The sequence below is a fragment of the Streptococcus sp. ELY_90 genome (assembly GCF_058314475.1).
In genome coordinates this window covers 116,473-137,877 of the sequence record NZ_JBZFUJ010000006.1, presented here as the reverse complement: position 1 = coordinate 137,877, position 21,405 = coordinate 116,473, and the positions used below count along the sequence as shown (strand labels likewise).

At 43.5% G+C, this 21,405-nt stretch carries 14 protein-coding genes and 1 pseudogene; 4 read left to right on the top strand and 11 right to left on the bottom strand.

Annotated features, from left to right (window positions below):
* Both AC4HAF_RS05500 and AC4HAF_RS05495 read left to right on the top strand, forming a co-directional pair.
* Positions 1-244, top strand: a pseudogene (locus tag AC4HAF_RS05500) (hypothetical protein); the annotation flags it as partial.
* A gap of 225 nt (positions 245-469) precedes the next feature.
* Positions 470-1,561: a helix-turn-helix domain-containing protein gene (locus tag AC4HAF_RS05495; RefSeq protein ID WP_491096978.1), complete on the top strand. Its 1,092-nt coding sequence runs from the start codon at positions 470-472 to the stop codon at positions 1,559-1,561.
* 372 nt (positions 1,562-1,933) lie between these two features.
* On the opposite strand, the gene pgfM2 is transcribed toward AC4HAF_RS05495, so the two are convergent.
* The 7 genes from pgfM2 to AC4HAF_RS05460 form a co-directional block, all read right to left on the bottom strand.
* The gene (gene pgfM2 / locus AC4HAF_RS05490) at positions 1,934-4,747 is read right to left on the bottom strand and encodes a glycosyltransferase PgfM2 (RefSeq protein ID WP_491096977.1); all 2,814 of its coding nucleotides are present in this window, start codon (positions 4,745-4,747) and stop codon (positions 1,934-1,936) included.
* Positions 4,748-4,928: 181 nt separating this feature from the next.
* Complete coding sequence (gene galE / locus AC4HAF_RS05485; RefSeq protein ID WP_491096985.1) at positions 4,929-5,945, bottom strand: UDP-glucose 4-epimerase GalE; 1,017 nt, start codon at positions 5,943-5,945, stop codon at positions 4,929-4,931.
* A gap of 34 nt (positions 5,946-5,979) precedes the next feature.
* Positions 5,980-8,904 carry a glycosyltransferase PgfM1 gene (gene pgfM1, locus AC4HAF_RS05480; RefSeq protein WP_491096976.1) on the bottom strand — a complete coding sequence of 975 codons (2,925 nt, stop codon included), beginning with the start codon at positions 8,902-8,904 and terminating at the stop codon, positions 5,980-5,982.
* Positions 8,901-9,860 (bottom strand): glycosyltransferase PgfS, encoded by a 960-nt coding sequence (gene pgfS, locus AC4HAF_RS05475; protein ID WP_491096975.1) that lies wholly within the window; start codon positions 9,858-9,860, stop codon positions 8,901-8,903. The genes pgfM1 and pgfS overlap by 4 nt, the downstream gene beginning before the upstream one ends.
* A gap of 249 nt (positions 9,861-10,109) precedes the next feature.
* Positions 10,110-11,948: a collagen binding domain-containing protein gene (locus tag AC4HAF_RS05470; protein ID WP_491096974.1), complete on the bottom strand. Its 1,839-nt coding sequence runs from the start codon at positions 11,946-11,948 to the stop codon at positions 10,110-10,112.
* Positions 11,949-12,091: 143 nt separating this feature from the next.
* Positions 12,092-13,627, bottom strand: coding sequence for an Ig-like domain-containing protein (locus AC4HAF_RS05465; RefSeq protein WP_491096973.1), 1,536 nt, complete (start codon positions 13,625-13,627; stop codon positions 12,092-12,094).
* A gap of 124 nt (positions 13,628-13,751) precedes the next feature.
* Positions 13,752-15,713, bottom strand: coding sequence for an Ig-like domain-containing protein (locus AC4HAF_RS05460; RefSeq protein WP_491096972.1), 1,962 nt, complete (start codon positions 15,711-15,713; stop codon positions 13,752-13,754).
* A 229-nt stretch (positions 15,714-15,942) separates the two neighbouring features.
* Here AC4HAF_RS05460 and zupT point away from each other — a divergent pair, with 229 nt between their 5' ends.
* Complete coding sequence (zupT, locus tag AC4HAF_RS05455; protein ID WP_491096971.1) at positions 15,943-16,737, top strand: zinc transporter ZupT; 795 nt, start codon at positions 15,943-15,945, stop codon at positions 16,735-16,737.
* Between the two features lie 21 nt (positions 16,738-16,758).
* Positions 16,759-17,490 carry a peroxide stress protein YaaA gene (gene yaaA, locus AC4HAF_RS05450; protein ID WP_491096970.1) on the top strand — a complete coding sequence of 244 codons (732 nt, stop codon included), beginning with the start codon at positions 16,759-16,761 and terminating at the stop codon, positions 17,488-17,490.
* 111 nt (positions 17,491-17,601) lie between these two features.
* Here yaaA and nrdG read toward each other — a convergent pair whose 3' ends face one another.
* The 4 genes from nrdG to nrdD form a co-directional block, all read right to left on the bottom strand.
* Complete coding sequence (nrdG, locus tag AC4HAF_RS05445; RefSeq protein ID WP_491091855.1) at positions 17,602-18,207, bottom strand: anaerobic ribonucleoside-triphosphate reductase activating protein; 606 nt, start codon at positions 18,205-18,207, stop codon at positions 17,602-17,604.
* Complete coding sequence (locus tag AC4HAF_RS05440) at positions 18,188-18,709, bottom strand: GNAT family N-acetyltransferase (RefSeq protein ID WP_491096969.1); 522 nt, start codon at positions 18,707-18,709, stop codon at positions 18,188-18,190. The genes nrdG and AC4HAF_RS05440 overlap by 20 nt, the downstream gene beginning before the upstream one ends.
* On the bottom strand, positions 18,684-18,854 hold the full coding sequence (locus AC4HAF_RS05435; RefSeq protein WP_491096968.1) for a hypothetical protein: 171 nt from the start codon (positions 18,852-18,854) through the stop codon (positions 18,684-18,686). Before AC4HAF_RS05435 ends, AC4HAF_RS05440 begins: the two co-directional genes overlap by 26 nt.
* Before the next feature lie 291 nt (positions 18,855-19,145).
* Positions 19,146-21,350 (bottom strand): anaerobic ribonucleoside-triphosphate reductase, encoded by a 2,205-nt coding sequence (nrdD, locus tag AC4HAF_RS05430; RefSeq protein WP_491096967.1) that lies wholly within the window; start codon positions 21,348-21,350, stop codon positions 19,146-19,148.
* Positions 21,351-21,405: the final 55 nt, after the last annotated feature.

The following is a 21,405-nucleotide window of genomic DNA, read 5'->3' as shown; positions in this document are numbered from 1 at the left end:
GACAGCTAAAGAATATCACAATCTCAGATATACGAGAGAGATTGGCAAGTCCAAAATGGAGGATAAGGTTGGGCTGATTTTAGCGTGTTTAAATCTCAAAAAGTTAGTAAAAATGATGGCAGGAAGGCCTTTTTATTTTGGTCAAATTCAAGTAAATGCCTTAGTTATTGTCACCTCAGGACATACTTTCTGGAGAATTTTAAAAAAAGACAAACCTCCAAAAAGAAGTTTGTCTTCAGTCTGAAAGCCTGTCATAGCAGGCTTTTTTAGTTGTCTTTGTATTTAGGCTGGCAGTAATTTTATATTCTTTAGCAAGATTTTCTCGCGAACTTTTTCATATTATTTGCTCTGCTTCATAAAAATGGTGTCAGAAGTTTCCTTTGCAGAAACTTTTGTTAATGAATATCTCTAAATAAGAACTTTAATTTCTCTTAGCGCTACCCTATAATAAAAGGCAGGAGGGTATCTTATGAACATCGGTAAAAATATCTATTTAAATCGAACCAAGATAAATTTTACACAGGAAAAGCTGAGCGAATATTTACATTTGACCAAAGCAACCATATCCAAGTGGGAGAACAATCAGGCCACACCTGATATTCAGTATCTCATCTTAATGGCTAATTTATTTAATGTCAGCGTTGATGATTTAATCGGTCATAAATTGAAACTGTCAGCACAAGAAAGAAGCAATCTCTTTAACGACTTGAAAAATAGCCAAAAGAAATTTGCAGCTGATCAAAGTTTGGCTAACATTGATAAACTGTCAAAGCAGTATTTAAATGATTACAAGACTCTGCTCATGCTGGTGCAATTCATGATTAACAACTTTTTAAACAATGAAGATTTGAAAAATCATACTGCGGAGCTGTCTTTGGAGCTTCTTAACAGAATAATCAGCCATGCTTCAGCAGAATCTGAAATTCAGTCAGCGATTATGCTAAAGGTAGTCATTTTGTTCCAAAATGGAAATTATGATGATATTATCAAGATTTACCAAGACCGCCCCTATAAGCTCGGTGAAGAATTGCTGTTAGCCAACAGCTATGCCTTAAAAGGTAATATAACAAAGGCTAAAGAGGTCTTACAAGTCGAACTTTATCAGCAAATTCTGTTAATGATTGAGTATTTATCAACGTTAACCAGTTATGAGACCAAAGAGAACAATACTGAAATCATCAACCGTCTCATTAGCCTTATAAATCTTTTTGAGCTTGAAAAACTGCACCCTAACTCTGTGATAAAATGTTATTACACCTTGGCTATTTATTTTGTTGATACAGACCAAGAAAAGTCTCTCTGCTTTTTATCTAAGCTGCTGCAGTGTCTCAAAAATCTCTTGACTCAATTTCACTTACACGGAGATGACTTTTTTTACGCTATTGACCCTTGGCTTGAATCCCTGCCGATGGGCGTGATTCCGCCTACCAATAAAAGACTGTTGATGTCTAGCGTTGAAGAGATGTTTCATGCTCCAGTATTTTCCAAAATAAGTGAAAATCACCGCTTCCAGTCTTTACTCAAGGATATTCAAGATTTAAAAAAGGAGCTGCACCATTAAAAAGAGAGGAACTATTAGTTTCCTTTCTTCTTATTCAAAAACAAGTAAACCTTTTATTTGGCGGTTTTTCTTTACACCGATACTGTTTGCTGCTTCTGCTGACAGCAGCCTTAGTTACTGTTAATATAGCAGCAGCCGCTTTTATTTTTAGAAAAAGTGAGTTATAAAAAATTCTGCAGGAAATACTCGCCGAAGAGCAGATAGGTCCAGTTTTTTGCTACAGTCCTAGCCCAGCCTGTCTTTTGCTCACATTAATGTGACAAGTTTGCATGAATTGACTACTATTAAAAAGCATATCACACTGAACAGCTAGTAAGACTGATTGGGCGATATGCTTTTTTATTGTTTCAGAATGCAAGTCTCAAGAACTTCTCAGTCAAAATCGTCTTCATCGAAGTCGAAGTCCTCTTCTTCTGCTAGTTTCTTTTGACGGCGGCTTTTTTGCAGGATGCTGATGGATACAACAGCTGAGAACAGGGTCACAAGTCCGCCTAAAATGATTCCTTGCGGAACATAATAGAGGTCAATGCGGTGCTTGCCGGCAGGTACTTTAAAGGCCAGCATAGCGTTCCAAACTTCCTTACTTTTGACGCGTTTGCCGTCAACTTTCACGCGCCAGCCGGAATTATAAGGAATGGATGTCAGTAAATAATCTTTGCCCTCAGGCTGTGTGATTCTCCCGGAAAGCGATCTTGACCTTACCTTCTTCGGGTTCCACTTAGCGATTTTCTTTTGTTTGACAAAGGTTTGAAAACTGTCATCATTAAAACGATAAAGCTGCAAATCAGCAATATCAAGCGGATTGTTATCCGTCAGCTGGATTTCAAAAGTCTGCTCCTGCCCTTTGCTGTCGGCAGCTAAATTCCACAGCTGAGGATTGCGATACCGGTCAAAGACGGTGTAAGGCTGGCCGTTCACAAACAATTTGATATGAGACAGGTTGTCTGACTTGATCCTTGCAGAATCCAGATAATAGCCATTGTTATCTGCCGGAGTCCACTTGAAGCGGATTAGCCCGGGACGCTCAGACGCGGTCCGTCTGTAGATTTGCTGGCCGTTTTCACCATTGATTAAAGTGACATTGTCAAGTGTCATCTCCATCTTCTGTGGTTCTAAAAGGTTTTCCACATTGTCCGAAAGACCGTGGTAAATCTTGTTTTGATTAGCAGCAGCGTCTTTGTCATCTAATTTGGTTTTCAGCATGGCCGCATCGCCTGAAAATCCTAAACCAAACACGGTTTTATTTTCCAACAGTCTGGCATTTTTTAGCGTTTGAATGGGCTGATAGTACTTGCTCAAATCTTTTCTTGCCGAATAGCTCCAGATGCCGTTGCCTACAAAATAACGCAGATTAAACAGTGCATCTGTCAGCGGTGTGCCGCCCGCATACATAGAAATAGCGGTTGAGGAAGGAAGCCCTAAATTTCCTAAAAACTGTAAATTTTTGTATTCGACACTGGAGGTAAAATGATTGATGCCGTAATAATCATAGGTCAGCGAATCATTCCAGGTATTGGCGCTGCTTTTTTCCATACGTGCCAAAGTTGATTTGGGCAGTTTTAGCTTGTGATAAAAGGCTTCCTGCTTGCTTTCGGCTTCCAAAACCGATCTGGGGGTGTGCCACAGGTTTCTTTCTATCGTAAATTTAGCATTGATGCCCATATCAACCATGCTTAAAAGCAGCAGCAGACACAGCTGCCAGCTCTTAACAGACCGCCATGAAAAGAGCAGCACAATCAAAACCGCAAGTACCAGCATGGCAATCTGCTGCCAAACAGTGACCAGAGGGTAAGATTTTTCCTGCACGGCAAAATAAACATAGACGTTAGCTAAAACAACTAAAACAAGAGTAAGTGACAGCTGCAGGCGGCTCCAAGAACGCACCCTTTGAAAAGCCTGGTAGGTAAAAATCAGGAATACAAAGCTGAGCAGCCAGGCATTGCGATAATAAAAGCCGACCGGCATCTGCCCCATGTGCCAAAACCGAATAGCCGCAGCGTTGGAAAAAGCGATAAGTAAAAATGCCAGCAAGACAAAACTGCTGATTTTCTTTCGCAGGTCAATCGTCTTTGTCCAAAAGAAATTAAAGAGACCGATAAAGCCAAGCACACCGACATAGAAATTCGGCAGGGTATTGAAATCCCCCCACTCTTCTCCGCTGGCAGCGCCCGGAACAAACTTGATTAAAAGTTTGAGCGGATTGTAAAGAAAAGTAAAGACCCAAGGATATTGCTGGCTTCCTGCTGCTTTGGTATCGAGCAGCCCGTAAAAGACCGGCAGCAGCCAGACAGCACTCAAAGCAACTCCCAAAAGAGAGTAGAGGAAAAGCCGAAAGAGCTGTTTGATCTTGAAAATAAAGGCAGCTTTCTTAGCCAAGAGATAATAAAAACTGTAAAACACGACAAAGAGCGCTGCCATATAAGCTGTGTAGAACTGAACCACAAACATCGCAGCCAGAAGCAAAGAATACTTGAGGCTGACCTTGCCATCCAGAATCTTTTCCACACCAATGATTAACAGCGGCAGTAAGATGAGGTTGTCCAAAAAGTTAGGATTAACCTGATGCACAACCAAAAAACCGCTCAAGCCGTAAACCGCCGCTGCACAGACCGAAAGCAGCCTGTTGCGGCTGGCTTCATAGCGCTTGTGAAGGAAATAATAGAAACTAAGACCTGCAAAGCCCTGGCGCAGCAAGGTCACCAGAAAAACAGATAAATTAAGGGATTTTGCCGGGCTTAAACCTACCGCTAAACTAAAGGGACTGAGGCTGTTAAAGCCCCAGACAGGCGGCATCACACCGCCCATCCCCTTATGCCAAGACCAAAAAAGAGCTCCAATATCAAGGTGCTTAAAAGCATGTCCCAAGGCGCGGTAAAGCGGAATGTACTGCAGAGTATAGTCGCCGCTCATGATTGTCTTTGAGCCAAAAGGATACAGCTTCATCACAGCAAAAACAGCCGTCATCACCACAATCGGCAGACTAAAAGCTGCTAAAAAACTCAGCCCGTCTTTAAGAGGGGGCTGTGCCGCCTTATCTTTTGCTGCATCATGTCGGTTAAGCTCTTTTTGCTGCTCGGACATATTGCGCCGGGAGCGGCTGAATGTTTCTGATAGCTGCTGCGGGGATTCCTGAGAGGTTTCAGCCCCCTTAACTGTTTTCTGATCTTTTTCTTTTCCTGCTACCATCGTATCTCCATTTTTTATTTTTCACTCATTGTTCTCATTGTATCATAATTCAGAATCGTTGTTAACGCTGCTTTTAAAACCTGGCTAGCTTTAAAAAGAAGGGCATGGGTTTTGCCCCACGCCTTCTGACTTAAATAGGTTTAAACAGCATACTGCTAAAGAGCTAACAAACTTCAAGCGCTTATTCTTCAAAACCGTTAGGGTGCTTCGTCTGCCAGCGCCAAGCATCTTCGCACATGCGTTTAAGGTCGTATTCTGCCTGCCAGCCGAGCTCCTTTTTAGCCTTGCTGGCATCAGCGTAAGAAACCGCAATATCTCCGGGACGTCTGTCAGTAATTTCATAGGCTATAGAGTGACCGACCGCCTGCTCCATTTCATGAATGACTTCCAAAACAGAAGAGCCTTTGCCGGTTCCCAGATTGTAGACAGAAAGGCCCGACTGAGCTTTTAGTTTCTGAATAGCTGCGACATGGCCGCGGGCCAGATCAACAACATGAATATAATCACGGACACCCGTTCCGTCCTTGGTATCATATTGATCGCCAAAGACCTGAACCTTTTCTAATTTTCCCAGTGCAACCTGAGTCACATAAGGCATAAGATTGTTTGGTCTGCCCTTGGGATCTTCTCCCAAATCACCCGAAGGGTGAGCACCGACAGGATTGAAATAGCGCAGAATGACAATATTCCAATTATCATCTGATGCAGCCAAGTCTGTCAGCACATCTTCAATCATCAGCTTTGTCCGGCCGTAAGGCGTCAGACTTGAACGCGGCGAGTCCTCAGGCACTGGTACCGGAGCATCATTGCCGTAAACACTGGCAGACGATGAAAAAATCAAATTTTTGCAGTCAAAACTCTTCATTACCTGCAAGAGCGTCACCGTCCCCGAGACATTATTGTCATAGTAGTCCAGAGGCAGGCTGCTTGATTCATTGACGACCTTGAGTCCGGCAAAATGAATGACAGCATCAATTTTTTCGGCTTCAAAAATGGCAGCCAGCTGCTCCTTAGCTCTGATATCTGTCTGATAAAAGCTGAGAGTTTTGCCGGTAATGTCCTCAATAACCTTCAGGCTTTTTGGATTTGAATGAAGCAAATTATCAACAACAACAAGGTCATAACCTTGATTAAGCAATTCAACACAGGTGTGAGAACCGATAAAGCCGGCTCCCCCTGTTACCAAAATCTTTTTAATCAGCATCGTTTTTTCCTAACCAGATACATACGTCTTAAAATAACTCATCGTTTCCCATTCTGCCATCATACCACTTTAAAAAACCAATAAGGGCAAGAGAGAGCACAGAAACAGTAATCCCTGTCAGCAGTCCCTGCGGCAGGAAGGACATTTCAATCTGATGCTTGCCGCTTGTAATCGGGAAGGACAAGAGACTTTCCCAAGCCTCGCTGGTCTTCACTTTTTTACCATCTACCTTGACTGTCCAGCCCGGATTGTAGGGGATGCTTGTCATCATGACATTGCTCTTATCAGTAATAGTGACATGCCCTTTAACCAAGGTATTTGTCCACTTAGTTACCGTCATATTTTGCTTCAGGCGGTCATTGAGAACCTTCTTGATAGACTTTTGATCGGCGCGGACGAGCGCCATATTGGTCAAATCCAGCTGGTCATCCTGCGAGGTCTGCAGCTGCAGGACCATTTCCTTGCCCGGTGTTTTGTCTGTCAGGTTCCAGAGCTGAACTTGGTCATAACTTTGCGAATAGTGATACCACTGGTTATTGAGCATGATGGAAATATTTCCCATGGACTTACGCAGGCTGTAAGGGGCTTGGAAGTAATAGGTATAGTCCGTCTGCGGCGTAAAGATGATTCTAACCGTGCCGGGCTGCTTTTTATCAATACGTTTGAAAAGCCGCTGACCGTTTTCATTGACTTCCTGCATATTAAAGAGCTCTATTTTAGGAATACCGACGTATTCAAAATATTTCTTTTCAACACCCGACATTGATGAGAGAATGATATTTTGATTAGAAACAGGGTTGTTAAGGCCAAACTTAATATTTCGCGTCAGCGTATTGGTCCCAAAGGCCGCTGAAAAAACATCAGGATTTTCATAAATGGTGAAACGCTTGTTTTCATAGATAGGCTTGTAATAAGCGCTGAGGTCTGAACGGGTAGAATTGCGGTTGAAGAACTGCCAGTTGGGATGCTGCTTCATATCTGTCACCGTATATTCCTTGCGGTCAATATAGTAGCGAACACCATAAAGAGCATCGGTCAAAGCCGTACCATTGGCATAAAAAGTCGCCGCATTGCCTCCGACATCTCCCATCGAATTAAAAAGATTGATGGTTGATTTTTCCATGTTGGAACTAAAGCTGCTCAGACCCGGATAAGAAGCAAGGAAAGGATCATTTTTTGAGTAAAGAAAACTTGAACCTACCCGATAAAAACCAGCTTTATTTTTCTTTTTAATGACATCAGCCAGCTCTTTCATGTTCTTCGTGACATCTGTAAACTTATAAGCATCTGCATAGGCCATGGTAACCTGTGACAGGTAAGCATTGTAGCCCAATTCAAGCGCAGTGATGAGCGCTAAAAAGGCCCAAACCAGCTTGCTTCTCGGACGCAGAGCAAAATACATCAGAATTAAAAGCCAGCTGAGAAGTGTCAAAGAAACCTGAGTTAATAAGAATCCCTTGCTCAGCAGGTAAAAGGACACAATCACAGCAAAGAGACAGGCTGCAAGAGCTAACAGCCTGCTTTCTTTATAGCGGCTGAGACGTTTCCAAGCAAGAACAGCCAAACTTCCAAAGACAGCCACAAGCAAAATTCCAGTTAAAAAACTGTGATGACCGACAAAACTTGTAACCGCCTTGGGCTGGCTTTTGGCGATATAAGTATAACTGTGATGGATAACATAGTAAGCTGAAGCAAAACTCATAGCTGTTCCTGCCGCCAGTCCTTTCCAGCCCAAACGCTTCTCTTCTTTTAAGGCCTGATAAGCCAAAAGCACCATAAAGAAAGAAACAATCCATGAGAAACGATAGAAGAAACCGGCCGGATTTTGCCCCATGTGCCAGATCTTGCTGGCAAATTCATTGACAATCGAGACAAAGAAAATCACACTGATAAGGCCGGCAGCAATCTTGCGAAACTGATGCGCCTTGGCCTGCGCAAAGTAGAGAAAGAAGCCAACCAAAGCCAAAGCACCCACATAAATATTGGGCAGATTAGGGCCCGCCGACCAGGATGTTTCATTGTCAAAACCGCCAATCATCAATTTGGATAAAATATCCAGCGGATTGATCTGCAGGGCAAAGTTGAAAGTCATTGGACTTTCATAAGCCCCTTTACTGCGCAAAAGGTTCAAAAAGATGGGATAAAGCAAAAAGAAGACCGATGCTATTCCCAGAACAGATGCATAGACAACACGCCAGACAGGCCAAAAGAAGGCTGTCAGTCTCACCTTCCAGTCGCCTTTTTCCGCCAGGCGAGGCGCTGCATAATAGCAGGTATACAAGGCAATAAAAAGACAAATCATGTAGCCCATATAAAAATGCAGCAGCATGGTTAAAGCCAAAAGAAAGATGTATTTGAAAGGCTTAGCGCCATCAATCACTTCTTCCAAGCAGATAATCAGCAAGGGCAGCATAATCATGGCATCGTAAAAGATTGGATTCATCTGATACGAAACAATCATGCCCGACAGGGCATAAGCCGTTGCCATAAGAGGCGGCAGCCACAGATTATAATCCATAGCTTTGTAGCGTTTGACCAAAAGATAGGCAAAGCTCAATCCCATCGCTCCGTAGCGCAGCCAGATCGTCAGAAAGACAGCCCATTTAAATTGGGTTAAAGGCAGCAAAATATACAAGAGATTAAAAGGACTGATGAGATTAAAGCCCCAGACCCCAACCATCGCTCCGCCAATGGACTTGGAAAAGGAATAGAAAAGTCCTGACCAATCTCCAGTCAAAACGGTGTGCTTTAAGAAACCATACAAGCCGATATACTGCTGGCCAAAGTCAACAGCCATCAAGGTATTTCTGCCAAAGGGAAAAACACCCATGAAAATCCAGACCACAAGCATAATCAGCATGGGAAGAAGCGCACTTAAAAGGAGCACCTGAGCCTTTTTATTTTCTTTGAAAGGCAGTCTTTGCTTTTTTTCTTTACGTGTTGCGTGACTCATCCGACTAAATCCTCTTTTGCTTTCTCAATATTAGTCTCATCCACAATATAATGCGGACGCCGTTTCACTTCATAGTAAATCTTGCCGATGTATTCGCCCAAAATGCCTATCGAAATCAGCTGGACACCGCTGAACAAGATAATAGCTGCTAAGGTCGTAAAGTAACCGCTGACCAAAATCTCAGGCTTCACAAAATAAGCAATAAACATGGCTAACAGATACAGCAAGGCAAAACCGATGCAGGCAAAGCCGAACTGAATACAGATACGCAAGGGTTTGTCATTAAAGGAAATAATCCCTTGAAAAGCATAATTCAGAGACCGTCTGAAACCAAACTTGCTCTCGCCGGCTTCGCGAATATGATTTTTGTAAGGAATGATCTTTTCCTTAAAGCCGATCCAGGAAAAAATCCCCTTTGAAAAGCGATTGTATTCCGGCAGGGACAAAATCGTATTGACAGCCTTCCGGCTGAAAAGTTTGAATTCTGAAATACCGTCTGTCAGCTGTACGTCCATCAGATGGTTGGAGAAGCGGTAAAACAGTCTGGCAAAAAAAGTACTTTGTCTTGATTCTCCCTGGCGGTCTCTTTGACCGCTGACTACATCGTAGCCCTCTTTAAAGGCGTCCACAAAATCCGGAATGAGCGCAGGCGGATGCTGCAAATCACCGTCCATCAGCATGACAGCATCGCCGCTCGCATATCTTAAGCCGGACAAAATAGCGCCTTCGCGCCCGAAATTCCGGCTGAAACTGATAAATCTGACTCGCTGATCTCCGCCAGCAATCTGCCTCATAAGCGTTAAAGTCCTATCTTTGCTGCCATCGTTGACATACACCAATTCATAGTCATCAACAGCTTTTCCCAGCATTTCCTGAAGCTGCTTGGAAATCTCGCTATGCGTTTTTTCAATCATTTTTTCTTCATTGTAAAAAGCAACGACGATTGATAATTTCATACAAACCCTTCCTAGTTAATTACTATTTTGAACAAAAAACAGCATTATACCAATTGTATTCTATCATAATTCAAAAGACTTTTCGAGACTTTTTAGCCCATCGTTCAAATCATCTACCGCGAAAGCTTCCGTTTTCTGACCGAAAAGTCTTATTTGGAGTAATCAAGATCCTATTCTAAACTATTTTTTACTAACACAAAGAGGCAAAGACTGTTGTCCCTGCCTCTTTCATCCTATTTTCAATCAATATCAGTTATGATGTTTACGGTAATAGAATAGACCAGTCGCTGAGACAGCTGCAAGACCCAGAAGTGACAAAACTGTGCCGCTTTCTTCGCCTGTGCTTGGAAGTCCCTTGGCACCAGCACTTTGTTTGCCTGATGGCTTACCAGGTTTATTTGAAGGTGTACCTGCTGGAGCTGATGTCGTTGTTTTTTCTGGTTCTTTAGCTTTAGTAGTTGTTTCTTCAGCTTTTGTTGTTTCTGAAGATACTTCTGTAGTCGCCGGAACCTCTGTCGTTGTTGGTTCTTCCGTTGTCGTTGGTGCTTCTGTGGTTGGCTCTTCTGTTGTCGGTGCTTCCGTTGTCGTTGGAGCCTCTGTAGTTGGCTCTTCTGTTGTCGGTGCTTCCGTCGTTGTTGGAGCTTCTGTGGTTGGAGCTTCTGTAGTTGTTTCCCCTTCAGTTGTAGGACCTTCTGTGGTCGGTACTTCTGTCGTGGTTGGAGCTTCCGTTGTTGTTGGAGCCTCCGTTGTTGTTGGAGCCTCTGTTGTCGTCGGTGCTTCTGTTGTTGTTGGCTCCTCAGTTGTAGTCGGTGCTTCCGTCGTGGTTGGAGCTTCTGTAGTAGTTGGCTCCTCAGTTGTAGTCGTCGGTTCTTCCGTCGTTGTTGGAGCTTCTGTGGTAGTAGGCTCCTCAGTTGTAGTCGTCGGCTCTTCCGTTGTCGTTGGAGCTTCTGTAGTAGTTGGCTCTTCTGTTGTAGTCGTCGGCTCTTCTGTTGTTGTTGGAGCTTCTGTAGTTGGCTCTTCTGTTGTTGTAGTTGGTTTTTCCGTCGTCGTTGTCGGTTTTTCCGTTGTTGTGGTTGGCTTTTCTGTAGTAGTTGTTGTTCTTCCGTCCACACCGCCGGCAGCATTAACATTAGCTACAGAATGATTAAATTCTTTACCATGAACAGCTTCTTTATTATTTTCTTTGTACCAAGCTGTACTGTTGTTTTCAAATGTCTTTTGATCAGGATTGTCAACCTTAGTCAAGTACATAATACTATAGCTAGTCAATTGAGCAGCATCTTTTGGAATATAAACACTGATATGGCCGCTGGCCGGATCCGCTGAAATAATTGCTCCGTAATCATTGGCAAGCTGGTTAATACCACTTTGACCGCGATAAGATTTAGGATTATTAGTATAATCAGTTACAGTAATCTCAAAGCTGTCTAAATCCAAGGTTTGACCAGACTGAATGTTGTCTTCAACACGAACTTCTTCATCTACATAAGCTTTTTCATTGTTGATATTCAAGAACCAGCGCACATGATCGGTGTCGTCTGTCTGCATATCCCCAGTCTTGTAGTAGAAAACGCCGGTAGTCCCTGCAGCAGATTTAACGACAGTGACTTCAGCTGTCTTGCCGCCGCTGGTAACTCTAAAGCTGCCGGTATGTCCTTCGGTAGTGTCCGTAAAATCCCGGCCTTCGATTTCAAATTCACCCCAGCCGGTGATGTTTTGCAAACCAGTAATACCGTCATTGAAAGTAACGACTGCTTTGTCTTGCGTTACTACCAAATCACCGACATACTTGCCCTGAACTTCCAGCTTAATGGTTTTACTGTAACCTGATCCTCTGACTGTTCCAGAATTTTCCCAGTTAACAGTAATGGTATCGCCTGCTTTAATGTTTTGAGCATGCTCATCAAACTCAAAGCGAACAGTTGTTTTGCCGCCGTCATTGATTTGAGTCGGCGATACCGTCAGCGATGAAATGTTACTGCTGACATCACTTGCCTGAGCTTTCGTTAAAGCTATGAAAAACATCGGCAAAATGATGGCAACGGTTCCAAAAAACTTTAATAGTTTTAATAAACCTTTTCTTTTCATTTTTTTAGTCCTTTCTGCAACAAAATTGTTACAAGCACATTATAGACGGTTTTCATTTTTTTGTCAACACTAAATTTTCGATTAAAAACAAATAATAAAAAGAAGACCTTTTACGGTCTTCCTTGAGAGTTGTTTAGCCTATATTAGCGCGGTTTGCGGCAGTAGAGCACTCCTGCTCCTGAAACAAAGGCAAGTCCCAGAATTATTAAAGCAACATTATTTTCTGAACCGGTACTTGGAAGGCCGTGTTTAACAGTTTTCTTCCCAGCAGATGACTGACTTGAAGTTGTTGCAGCCGCTGCCTGAGTCGTGGTCTGATCCTTGGCTGTTGTTGTACCTTCGGCAGTAGCATCAGACACTTCCGTTGTTTCACTTTCGGTCGTGCTTACCCCTTCAGTGGTTGCTTCAGTTGTTGATGGCGCTTCAGTCGTAGAAGTCGTCTCTTCGGTTGTGGTTGTTGCCGGAGAGTCTTTCTCATCGACAATCTCTACAGTCGAATTGTCCGCCTTAGCAGTGACCGGATCTGCCAGCTTGTAACCGTCCGGTGCCTTTGTTTCCGTGATGATATACTCATCACTCAGCAATCCGCTGATGGTAGCTGAGCCGGTAGCATCTGTTGTAACAGTGCCGACGACTTCTCCGGTTGATTTGCGGGTAACGGTAAATTCTGCACCTGCCAAAACATTGCCGTCTTTGTCTTTCTTGGCAATTGTCAGGCTGTAGTTGTAGCCGCTGGCTGTTCCGCTGGCTGTTTGGTAAATAACCCCATTATCTGAACTGATGCTGCCGTTTTCAGTTGACGTCGCTGTCGCTGTGTTGAGGATTTTTTCACCATTAACAAGCGGGCGGTCGATTTTAACTTTATAGGAAATGGTAAAGCCCTGAGTGATATTTCCCAGATTGACAGTGAAAGAATTGCCGGACACATTAGCAGAATAGTTTCCAGTAACATCTGTCCTACCGCTTAAAGCCCATTGATTATTGTTATTTTTATACCAATTTCCCGTCTGAATAGCAAAGCTGCCATCAATATAAGACAAACCTTCTGACTTCATCTCATCTGTGATGACAACATTTGACGCAGAAGAATTGCTGGTGTTGACGTTGATCACATAGATGATTTCATTTTTGTCGTAATCAATTTGACCGTACTTATAGAAATCAAGGTCTGCATCGCCGGTACCGACACCGTAGCCGATATTGCCGCTGCCGACTGTAATCTCAGCGCCCCCAACCTGAACTTTTGCAGGGATGTTTGTATCTCCCTTAACAACAGTCGTGTCAGCTTTTACTTGAAAGTTTAAGGTGCCTGTCACATTATCATGTGTGTTGACATAGTCACTGTAGGTCATAGTCAAGGTCTTGGACGCAGCGTCAATGACAGCTGTCGCAACAGTTGTTCCATCTGCAGCTGCAACGTTGAAACTTTGGTTTCTGGTGAAAGCCAGTTCATTGGGCAGCGAAATGGTTGTTGTATCCCCTGCAGCTGCTTCATTTGGAACGGCGAAGTCCAGAGACATCGTTGTCGTGTTGGAACCTGTGATACTCTCTTGAGACAGGCTTGAGTTGGTTACAGTGATATCCACTGTTTTAGCCTCTGCCCTTGTCCCCTTGCTGAACGCTATGACCAGACCGAGAACAGCAATAACAGCCAATAAGCACTTTAAAAATCTTTTCATTTTCTTTTATCTCCTTTTAAAAGAAGTAGTTCCTTTTCCATTTTAACATTTAATTTCTATTTTAACAAAAACTGGCTCTGGCTCGAAAGGACTAAAAGAGCAGAACCAGTCTTTGAACTAAAACTTAACTAAAGTGCTTTTGATAATAAACTATTCCCAGTGCAGAAACACTCACAAGTCCAAGCAAGGACAAGGCAAAGCCGCTGTCTGAGCCGGTACTTGGAAGACCGTTTGAAGCAGCTTTTTTCTTGCCGCTTGCTTGCTTAGAACTAGTTCCGGCTGACGATGTGGTCGCTGCCGGCGCCTGAGTGGTGTCGGATTCTGTTGTCGTCGTTTCCTCAGTCGTAGTCGGCACTTCTGTGGTTGTGGCTGCTGTTTCTGTCGTCAGGTTTTCAGTGGTACTTGGAATTTCTGTAGTTGTCGGAGTTTCTGTTGTCGTTGCTGGACTTTCTGTTGTTGTGAGCCCTTCTGTTGTTGACTCACTCTGTGTCGTTGTTTCAGCAACGTCGCTTGTCGTGGTTGCACCTTCAGTCGTAGAAATGACTGCTTCAGTAGTCGTTTCAGCCGCTGTTGTTGTGCCTTCAGTCGTAGTGGCTGGAGTTTCTGTCGTTGTCGGCTCTTCCGACGCTGTGGTGCTTTCAGCTGTCGTTGTTGGAGCCTCAGTGGTTGTTGGCTCTTCTATTGTTGTGGTTGCCTCTTCAGTCGTCGTTGTGCTTTCAGTTGTCGTTGTCGGAGCTTCTGTCGTTGTGGTAGGCTCCTCTGTCGTTGTCGTCGGAGCTTGCGTTGTTGTAGTCGTTTCCTCAGTCGTTGTGGTTTCCGGAATCTTTTCATTAACAACATCTTTTGTGACAGTCTTGCTGCTGCCAAAGTCTTCTTCTGAAATCTTGATGCTTTCACCTGAGAGCTGATAACCGTCCGGAGCTGTTTTTTCTGTAATAGTGTAGGAATCTTTCAGCAAACCAGGGACGGTGATATTTCCTTCAGCGTCTGTGGTAAATTCTCCAATGACCTGACCGTTGGCATCACGAGTGACAACAAAGACAGCACCTGCCAATGGATCATTGTCCTTATTTTTCTTGTGAAGCTTAATTGAATAAACGTAACCTTCAGCAGTTCCTCCGGATTCTCTGTAGGTTTGCCCGTAGCTAACATTTGTTATCTTTTGACCGTTAGATGTCAGCGAAGCTGTATTGTTCAGAACTTCACCGTCACTCAGCTTATAATCCGCTGTGGCATCGTAGGTGATAAGATAGCCGTCTGTTTCAGCGATATCGCCTAAGTTAATTTCAAAGCCGGTATCGCCTTGGAAATTAACGCTAAATTGATTGGTGACATCAGTACTATTTTGGAGTTCCCATTCACTGCCTTTAGTGCCCCAAGTTCCCTTTTGAATCTTAAAGTTTCCTTCAACATAGGTAACCCCTGATGATTTTAAGAGATCTGTAATAACGGCAGCAGGGAAGTTTTTACCGGAACGGTTAACCGGGATCTGATAGTGGATAACCCCTTGGCTGTCTATCCAGCCGGACTTGGTCAGATCACTTGTTTTGGCTTCTCCGACACCTGTGAAGTCAACAGTGCCGGCATTGACAACCTTGCCTTCAACTTCGATAGTGACAGGGATCGTTTCTTTTTGTGTCACTACTGTGTGATCCACAAGAACATTGAAATAGAAACTGCCTGTGACATCAGAGTGTGTTTCGGCATAGTCTGTATAAGTCAGCGTAGCTGTCTTGGTATTAGCATCAAGCTTAGCCGTAGCCACGGTATTGCCGTCCTTGTCTTTAATCTCAAACTCTTCTGAGCGATTGAAGCGCAGCTTTTCCGGCAGTGCGATAGTTGTTGTGTCGCCTTTTTTGACAGTGTTATTAGGCAGGCTGAAGTTAGCACTGAGGCGGAAGTTTTCCCACTTATCAAGGGTGCCGTCCAAAGGATTGCCTTTTCCATCTGTAATGTTTACAGAAGTAATCACATTATCCCGTGCCTCTGCCTGAGCTTTGATATTTTTAGCAGCAAAAACACCGAAAACAAAGGTCAAAGACAGAGAAAGAAGTACGATTATCTGAGTAAGCCCCTTCTTTTTCATAATAAGTTCCTTTCACATTAGATTAAAAATTAAGAATTCTAAAAAACGCATTACTTTTTATAACTTTACAAAAAAAAAAACATTATGTCAATAGCTTTAACTTTAAATTAGTTTTTGTAATAATTTTGTAACTTCCAGCTTCTTATTTTTCTCATTTTCAGATTTGATGAAAACAGCAATTCATATTATAATGAGAGCATACAAACATATCCCAGAGAAAGAATTGACCATGTCTCAAAATTTACTTACTGCCTTTGTACTCACTGCCATTGCAGGTCTCTCAACCGGCATCGGCAGCCTCATCGCCTTTGTTGCCAAGCACACCAACAAAGCTTTCTTATCTGTCAGCCTGGGGTTTTCTGCCGGTGTTATGATTTATGTTTCCATGATTGAGATTTTTCCAACTGCTCAGGATATTCTGATTAAAGCACTGGACAAAAGAAGCGGTTCCTGGCTGACTGTTCTGGCCTTTTTCGGCGGCATGTTTTTAATTGCCATTATTGATAAATTGATCCCTTCTGAGGAAAATCCCCATGAAATTAAAACCGTTGAAGAAGAGGAACAAAAACCCGGAAAACTCATGCGCATGGGACTAATGACAGCTATCGCCATTGCTATTCATAATTTCCCTGAAGGCTTAGCAACCTTTATCTCTGGTTTGCAGGACGCAAGCGTTGCTATCCCTATCGTTGTGGCTATTGCTATTCACAACATTCCTGAAGGCATTGCGGTTTCGGTACCCATTTATCAGGCAACAGGCTCTAAGAAAAAAGCTTTCACCTATTCTTTCCTGTCTGGTCTGGCTGAGCCTTTAGGCGCTCTTATCGGCTGGTTTTTGCTGATGCCCATTATGAACGACATTGTCTACGGTGCTATTTTTTCAGGAGTCGCCGGTATTATGATTTTTATATCTCTGGATGAACTGCTGCCGGCCGCTGAAGAATACGGCAAGCACCACTTGGCCATCTACGGTTTGATCTCCGGTATGATTGTCATGGCTATCAGCCTTTTGCTCTTTATCTAAGATCAGTTAGTAAGGAAATCTATGAAATTTTTAATCCCAACAGCTAAGGAAATGAAAGAAAGCGGTGCTTTCTCTCCGCAAGAACTTCCGGCTAAAGCCCGGCCTATTATCAGCCAGCTTGCAGCCTTGTCTTTGGATGAGCTTGCCGAGGTCTATAAGATCAAGCCTCAGGCTGCTGAGGTCGAATACGAGCGTCTGCAGGCCATTCAAAAGGGACAGGCACCAGCCTATCCCGCACTTCAGCTCTTTAACGGTCTCATGTACCGCCATATCAAACGCAAGAACCTGTCCCTTGATGAGAGAAGCTTTCTGAAAGACCATCTCTTTATAACATCTGCTCTTTATGGTATTATCCCTGCTTTTGAAAAAATCGTTCCTCATCGCCTTGATTTTAATACTAAGATCAGCGTTGAAGGAGCATCTCTTAAAAAGTACTGGCGTAAAGACTACGACCGCTTTGTCTTAGAAAACGATAAGCTCATTTCACTCTTATCCAGTGAGTTCACGGATGTCTTTTCACCCAGCGTGCGCAGCCGGCTGACAGCTGTCAAATTTTTAGAGGAACGAGGCGGCAGCTTGAAAACACATTCGACCATCTCCAAAAAAGCCAGAGGAGATTTTCTGACGCAGGCCATGCATGAACAATGCCAAACCATTGAAGACCTGAAAAGCCTGTCCTTTGACGGCTTTCAGTATCAGGCAAATCTCTCCAAGGCCAAAGAACTTGTCTTTGTTAAGAAGCGACATGGCTGAGATTCTCCAATTCAGATCATAAAAACGAGGCAGACCTTCTGCCTCGTTTTAGGTTACTTAGGAATTGACAGCTTGACTGAGTTGGTTTGAAAGATTCCGGATGTTTTTGGTTTAAATCATATCAGTCCTGTCAACCTGTTCATAAGTCTCTTTGCCGTCATTGAGTTTATCCCAAATAACAACCTCACCTTTAGCCAGTGATTTAGGAACATCAATAATACGCTGATTGGAAGACCCGCGAAACTGCAGCATGAGGTTCTTTTTTGATTTGTCAAAACGTCCATCTACTAGAATGTCAACCAGCCCAAGCATCTCCAGTTTATCCGGCGTCTCCAGCATCAGCTCTTCCCAAGTATAGCCCGTCCAGGACCAGATATCCTTTTCCGGCAGCTCCTTGCAAATGCGTTTAAGCAAAGGAATGAGAATCCCCGTATTTAAAAACGGCTCACCGCCTAAAAGCGTCAAGCCCTGTACATAGGGCTGAGCCAGATCTTCCATGATTTGCTCTTCCAGCTCCTGTGTATAGGGAATTCCGGCCTTAAAGGACCAAGTAGCCGCATTATAACAGCCTTCACAGTGAAACATGCAGCCGGATACATAGAGTGAATTGCGCACGCCTTCACCATCAACAAAGTTAAAGGCCTTGTAATCAATAATCCGACCTTGACTCAGCTCTTCACTTTTCCATTCTCCGGGCTTAGGTGTGTTCCATGTCATCTTTCTCCTCCAAATCTATCCAATAGCGCTCCACCTGATCTCTGACATCTTCCAAAATACCGCCGTTGGCCAAAATGACCGCTCGGCTGGCCGGATTGTCATCACGGCAGGTAAGGAGAACTTGTTTAATATTTTTCGCTTCAGCTTCCAGCAGACCCAGACGCAGCGCTTCCTTAGCATAGCCCTTGCCGCGCGCAGACGGCCGAATGGAATAGCCAATGTGCCCGCCTTGACTCAGCAAAAGGTCATTGAGACGCAGGCGGATGTGCAGAAAGCCCAGTGCCCGTCCCTCATCATCAAAAGAAACCAGCTGAATAGCGGGAACGAAGCCATCAGGAATACCGACACCCATCTCATAGGCTAAGTTGGTCTGCAGCCAGTCCTCATAGTCAAAATCTTCCTTCCAAAAGCCGCCGTCATGGGCGGACCGGCTGTCCGTAAACTCCTCTATCATGTCAAGAACAGCTTTTTTGTCTTTAAGAGTTGGTCTTCTTAGCTCCATTGGCAGTCTTTCCTTTTCCCAAGAACTTTTCACGCAGAGCTTGTGCACGGGCCTTTTTAGTTTGAGCATTCATCCCTTGGGCATGCTTTTCATGAAAACGCTGGACCTGCGCTTTGCCCTTATCATCTAATTGGTACTTTCCCATTTTTTCTTTTCTTTCTAGTTATGTTAAATTTCAAATATTGCGCACCTGCAGCTTCCTAACAGTCTGCAAGCAGTTTGCAGACTGCAGGCCTAAAAGCTAAAAAAGGGACGGGAAACAACTTTCCCAATCCCTCTCACCATTTCAGCAAACTGACAGCCAAAGTATCACTCTTGATCGTCTACCCAAACAAAGAAGCAGGCAATACCGTGCAGATGATGCAGCCGTTCAAAAGTCTGCTCCCCGAGTCTCCAAAATTGACTCGGCAAAAGCTTGCTAATACAAGAAACAAGTTTAATTATTATGTCCCGGATTCTTGATGGTTGAGCCGTTCATGTGTTTTACACGAGCTGAAATTTCCTTGTGACGGCCATTGACCATAGGACGAGCCTGAGGATTGCCAAGGTAACCGCAGGTTCTCTTGACTACATCGGCAGTCTTAGGGTCTGTGTTACCGCAGTTCGGGCACATAAAGCCACGCTCTGTCGGTGTAAAATCACCTTCAAAACCACAGTCATAGCAGCGATCAATCGGCGTATTAGTTCCCAGATAGCCAACACGGTCATAGGCATAGTCCCAAACAGCTTCAAGTGCTTTAGGGTTTTGCTGCAGTACAGGATACTCGCAGTAGTGAATAAAACCGCCTGTCGCACCCGCTTCCGGATAGTCTTTTTCGAAATCTAATTTTTCAAACGGTGTTGGATTTTTACGCACATCATAGTGGAAGGAATTTGTATAGTATTCTTTGTCCGTAATATCTTTGATGACACCAAATTTTTCTGTATCTAAACGACAGAAGCGGTCTGTCAGACTTTCAGACGGTGTTGAATAAACAGAGAAATGGTAATTATATTCATTAGACCATTTACCGCAGAGATCCTTCATCTGACGGATAATATCAATAGTAAAGTCCTTAGCTGCTGGATTGGTTTCCCACTCACCGCCATAAAAAACGGTAGCGACTTCGTACAGTCCGATGTAGCCAAGTGAAACTGTCGCCCTGCGATCCTTGAACAATTCATCTACTGAATCGTCCTTGCCAAGACGTTTGCCAAAAGCACCGTATTGATAGAGGATAGGCGCGTTAGCAGGCGTAGCTTCTTTAACACGGTTGACCCGGTAAACAAGCGCGTCTTTGGCAATAGCCATTTTTTCGCTGAAAATATCCCAGAATTTATCAATATTTCCGTTGGATTCAAGAGCAATACGCGGCAGGTTAACAGTTACCACACCGAGATTCATCCGGCCGGAATTCACTTCAACGCCATTTTCATCTTTCCAGCCTTGAAGGAACGAACGGCAGCCCATAGGAACCTTGAAAGAACCTGTCAGCTCAATAATCTTTTCGTAAGACAGCATATCAGGGTACATGCGCTTAGTGGCACATTCAAGCGCTAACTGCTTGATATCATAGTTTGGTGTCCCCGGTTCCAGATTAAGACCGCGCTTAACAGTGAAAATGAGCTTCGGAAAGATAGCTGTACGGTGCTCACTGCCCAGCCCTTTAATCCGAATATTAAGAATAGCCTTTTGAATTTCACGTTCAAACCAATCCTTACCTAAACCAAAACCTAGTGAGGTAAACGGTGTTTGCCCATTAGAGGTGAAGAGAGTATTGATTTCATATTCTAAGCTTTGCATGGCATCATAGATGTCTTTTTTGGTCTTTTCACGCGCATATTCTTCTTGCTTGTCCTCAGCAACCCATTTTTGAGCATCCTTTAAATGCTTTTTATAATTGAGTTCTGCATAAGGAGCCAAGGTTTCATCAATGCGGTCAGCAGAACAGCCGCCATACTGGCTGGAAGCTACATTTGCAATGATTTGGGAAATCTGAGCTGTCGCTGTCTGGATAGACTTAGGACTTTCAACTTCGGCATTGCCAATCTTAAAACCAGACTCCAGCATACCCTTGAAGTCAATCAAACAGCAGTTGGTCATCGGCGTATAAGGGCTGTAGTCCAAATCATGGTAATGAATATCCCCTTTAAGATGCGCATTGGCAACATGCTCAGGCAGCATCTTAAGGCCGATTGATTTGCCGACAATACCAGCTGTTAAATCGCGCTGGGTGTTGAAGACATCACTGTCTTTGTTAGCATTTTCATTGACAACAGTCTGATCCTTATTAATCAATTTATCAATGGTAAAATTGATATCAGTGGCTTGAGAGCGCTCAAAATCACGTTTTGCACGATAATTAATATACTCCTGAGCAATAGTGTATTCTCCGGCCTCTAGGAGTTCATGCTCTACAATATTTTGAATTTCATAAATTTTAATATTTTCGCTAAAACGCTCATAAATTTCAGCAACAACCCGATTCGCAATATCCGATAATTTTGCCTCAATAAACGGCGTCATCGGTGTCACCTGATTACTTGCTCTGACGATAGCCTGATAAATTTTGTCCTTGTCAAAAGCAACTTGACGGCCATCACGTTTAATGACAATCATAGCAGGTTTAGCAAAAATATTTTCTGTTTCGAGTGCAATCATAGGTCTCTCTCCTTACAAGAGCTATTATAACACAAGAAAGAAAAAAATCAATATA

Coding starts and splice junctions, on each gene's coding strand:
- AC4HAF_RS05495 (WP_491096978.1), top strand. CDS start 470: ATGAACATCGGTAAAAATATCTATTTAAATCGAACCAAGATAAATTTT.
- pgfM2 (WP_491096977.1), bottom strand. CDS start 4,747: ATGGTAGCAGGAAAAGAAAAAGATCAGAAAACAGTTAAGGGGGCTGAA.
- pgfM1 (WP_491096976.1), bottom strand. CDS start 8,904: ATGAGTCACGCAACACGTAAAGAAAAAAAGCAAAGACTGCCTTTCAAA.
- pgfS (WP_491096975.1), bottom strand. CDS start 9,860: ATGAAATTATCAATCGTCGTTGCTTTTTACAATGAAGAAAAAATGATT.
- AC4HAF_RS05470 (WP_491096974.1), bottom strand. CDS start 11,948: ATGAAAAGAAAAGGTTTATTAAAACTATTAAAGTTTTTTGGAACCGTT.
- AC4HAF_RS05465 (WP_491096973.1), bottom strand. CDS start 13,627: ATGAAAAGATTTTTAAAGTGCTTATTGGCTGTTATTGCTGTTCTCGGT.
- AC4HAF_RS05460 (WP_491096972.1), bottom strand. CDS start 15,713: ATGAAAAAGAAGGGGCTTACTCAGATAATCGTACTTCTTTCTCTGTCT.
- zupT (WP_491096971.1), top strand. CDS start 15,943: ATGTCTCAAAATTTACTTACTGCCTTTGTACTCACTGCCATTGCAGGT.
- yaaA (WP_491096970.1), top strand. CDS start 16,759: ATGAAATTTTTAATCCCAACAGCTAAGGAAATGAAAGAAAGCGGTGCT.
- nrdG (WP_491091855.1), bottom strand. CDS start 18,207: ATGACATGGAACACACCTAAGCCCGGAGAATGGAAAAGTGAAGAGCTG.
- AC4HAF_RS05440 (WP_491096969.1), bottom strand. CDS start 18,709: ATGGAGCTAAGAAGACCAACTCTTAAAGACAAAAAAGCTGTTCTTGAC.
- AC4HAF_RS05435 (WP_491096968.1), bottom strand. CDS start 18,854: ATGGGAAAGTACCAATTAGATGATAAGGGCAAAGCGCAGGTCCAGCGT.
- nrdD (WP_491096967.1), bottom strand. CDS start 21,350: ATGATTGCACTCGAAACAGAAAATATTTTTGCTAAACCTGCTATGATT.